Origin of the sequence: Arthrobacter sp. Hiyo1 (assembly GCF_001263615.2) — a bacterium.
GTDB lineage: Bacteria > Actinomycetota > Actinomycetes > Actinomycetales > Micrococcaceae > Arthrobacter.
The window spans coordinates 356126-358857 of the sequence record NZ_DF952472.1; the positions used below are offsets into that span (position 1 = coordinate 356126).

Annotated in this window: 3 protein-coding genes and 1 pseudogene; 3 read left to right on the plus strand and 1 reads right to left on the minus strand. The window is 64.9% G+C overall.

Annotated elements, in window-relative coordinates; translation table 11 throughout:
- From AHiyo1_RS15210 to AHiyo1_RS15220, 3 genes are all read left to right on the plus strand, one after another.
- Positions 1–770, plus strand: a 770-nt coding sequence (locus tag AHiyo1_RS15210; RefSeq protein WP_445286228.1) for a 2-oxo acid dehydrogenase subunit E2, incomplete at its 5' end; no start/stop codon positions are given.
- 121 nt (positions 771–891) lie between these two features.
- Positions 892–1245: a hypothetical protein gene (locus tag AHiyo1_RS15215; protein ID WP_059389121.1), complete on the plus strand. Its 354-nt coding sequence runs from the start codon at positions 892–894 to the stop codon at positions 1243–1245.
- 213 nt (positions 1246–1458) lie between these two features.
- A complete protein-coding gene (locus AHiyo1_RS15220) occupies positions 1459–1887 on the plus strand; it encodes an OsmC family protein (protein ID WP_059389122.1) in 429 nt (142 codons plus the stop codon).
- 85 nt (positions 1888–1972) lie between these two features.
- On the opposite strand, the pseudogene AHiyo1_RS15225 reads toward AHiyo1_RS15220, so the two are convergent.
- Positions 1973–2732: pseudogene (locus AHiyo1_RS15225) on the minus strand (S41 family peptidase); the annotation flags it as partial.

The window sequence follows — 2732 nt, forward strand, 5'->3', positions numbered from 1 at the left end:
CCGCGACACCCGGCAAGCCTGCTGCCGCCCCCGTGGCTGCTTCCTCGCTCCGCGGTACCGTGGAGAAGGCTCCCCGCATCCGCCAGGTCATCGCCCGCCGCATGCGCGAGTCCCTCGAAACTTCAACGCAGCTGACCCAGGTGCACGAGGTCGACATGACCAAGATCGCCAAGCTCCGCCTCAAGGCCAAGGGCTCCTTCGAGGCCCAGAACGGCGTCAAGCTGACCTTCCTGCCATTCATCGCCAAGGCCGTGGCCGAAGCCTTGAAGCAGCACCCCAAGCTGAACGCTGCGTATGACGAAGACAAGCAGGAAATCACCTACCACAATGCGGAACACCTCGCGATTGCGGTGGACACCGACAAGGGCTTGCTGGTTCCGGTCATTTCCGACGCCGGCAACCTGAACCTTGCCGGCCTGGCCAGCAAGATCGCCGACGTCGCCGGCCGCACCCGCCAGGGGAAGATCGGTCCGGACGAGCTGTCCGGCGGTACGTTCAGCATCACCAACATCGGTTCTGTCGGCGCACTGTTCGACACGCCGATCATCAACCAACCGCAGGTGGGCATCCTGGGCACCGGCGCGATCGTCAAGCGTCCTGTCGTGGTTGCGGACGAAAACGGTGACGACTCGATCGCCATCCGCTCCATGATGTACCTGTCCCTCACGTACGACCACCGCCTGGTTGACGGTGCCGACGCCGGCCGCTTCCTGCAGACCCTCAGGGCCCGCCTTGAGGAAGGTGCCTTCGAAGCCGACCTCGGCCTCTAATAAGTATCATCACGTGACGGGAAGGTCCCGGCGGGAAACTGCCGGGACCTTCCCGTCTTTGCATGCATTTTCTTCCGTGGCTTTGCTACGGCTCGTAGAAGAATCTGGCTAAGCTGGAGCCATGACTATCCTCTTCAACGTCCTGCTGTTCTTGCATATCGTCGGCGCAGCCATGATTGTGGGCTACTGGATCGCCACCATGAAGCAGCCGACCGTCCACCCGCGCCAGCGCGACGGCGCCTTCGTGCAGCTGATCACCGGCATTGCCATGATGGGAATCCTCCCCATGCTGCCCAACGCCGACCCCAACTACTTCAAGCTGGGCATCAAGTTCGCGATCGGCCTCGCCGTGGCCGTGCTCGCCGTCATCGGCTCACGCAAGGTCAAGAAGGGCGAACCGGTCTCAACAGGACTGGCCCATGGCGTCGGCGGCCTGGGATTGCTCAACATCGCCATCGCAACGATCTGGCAGTAGGAGCGGAAAAGCGCTGACCGGAGCAAACCGCGCGGCCGCCTGGACCATTCGTCCGGGCGGCCGTCGCCGCTTAATCCGTGGCCGCCCGAACCACGGCAGTCACAATCCTCTGAGAGCGGACAAGCGGTGCGCCGCCGCCGTCGAATCCCTAGGATTGAACCCGGCGGCATCCGGTATCCGGGTGCCAATTCGCAACGACGCTGAGGAGTGGACATGGCTACAACACGCACCGCACACACCGTATGGAACGGCAACCTGATCGAAGGCGCCGGCAACACCACGCTGGACAGCTCCGGACTCGGACCCTTCAACGTCACCTGGAAGGCCCGCGCGGAGTCCGCAGAGGGCAAGACCAGCCCCGAAGAGCTGATTGCCGCCGCGCACTCGGCATGCTTCTCGATGGCCTTCAGCAACGGCGTCGCAGGCGCAGGCTTCACGCCGGAGGAGGTCAACACCAAGGCCGACGTCACCTTCCAGCCAGGCGAAGGCATCACGGGCATCCACCTGACCGTGAGCGCACGCATCCCCGGTGTTTCCGAAGAAGAATTCCAGCGCCTCGCCGAAGACGCCAAGCTCAACTGCCCGGTTTCCCAGGCACTCCGGGCAACCCCGATCACGCTGGATGCCACGCTCGCTTCCTAGCGGCAACCCGTCCGAAACCTGTCCAAAAAGCGAGTCCCCGCCTTTCCTTCCGGAAGGGCGGGGACTTCGTCGTGCGGGCCTCCAGCTAGCTCTTTTGCGGCCTTGCGGGCAACGCGGCCGGGCGGAGCTTGCGGTAGCCTTCACGCAGCGGTGGCCGGTCCGTGGGTAGTTCCTGCACCATTTCCTTGAGCGCGCCGATCCCGTACTCCAGCTGGGGATCGGTACCGGCCGCGTAGGCGTGCGGCGGGAACACTACTTCGATGTCAGGCTCAACCCCGAAGTTCTCCACGCTCCAACCGATGCCGCCGGAGAACCACGTGGCATAGCGCGGCTGGGTCACGCCGGTGCCGTCAGCCAGGGCGAAACGGTTGTCGATGCCGACCACGCCGCCCCAGGTCCGGGTGCCGATGACCGGGCCGATGCCGCGGAGTTTGGACACCTGCGTGATGATGTCGCCGTCGGAGCCGGCGAATTCGTCGGCGAGGATAATAACGGGGCCGCGCGGGGCGTGGTGCGGGTACGTAGCGGCTTTTCGCCGCGCGGCATGCTCCAGCCGGTGACCTTGCGGCCGATCAGTTCAGCCACGAGCTGCGACGTGTGGCCACCGCGGTTCCGCCGGACATCGACAATCAACCCGTCCAGCGCGGTCTCGGTGTCAAGGTCCCGGTGAAGCTGCGCCCAGCCGTTGGCCATCATGTCCGGTACATGCAGATAGCCGAACTTTCCATTCGAGGCCTCGCGCACGGTGCGCCTGTTGGCGTGAACCCACTCCTGGTACCGCAAGCGTTCCTCGTCCTTCACTGGAACCACGGCGATCCGCCGCTGCCGGCCTGCCGCCCGCGTGC

What these genes read in the sequence shown, in the direction of transcription:
- AHiyo1_RS15215 (WP_059389121.1), top strand. Translation starts at nt 892, where the DNA reads ATGACTATCCTCTTCAACGTCCTGCTGTTCTTGCATATCGTCGGCGCA.
- AHiyo1_RS15220 (WP_059389122.1), top strand. Translation starts at nt 1,459, where the DNA reads ATGGCTACAACACGCACCGCACACACCGTATGGAACGGCAACCTGATC.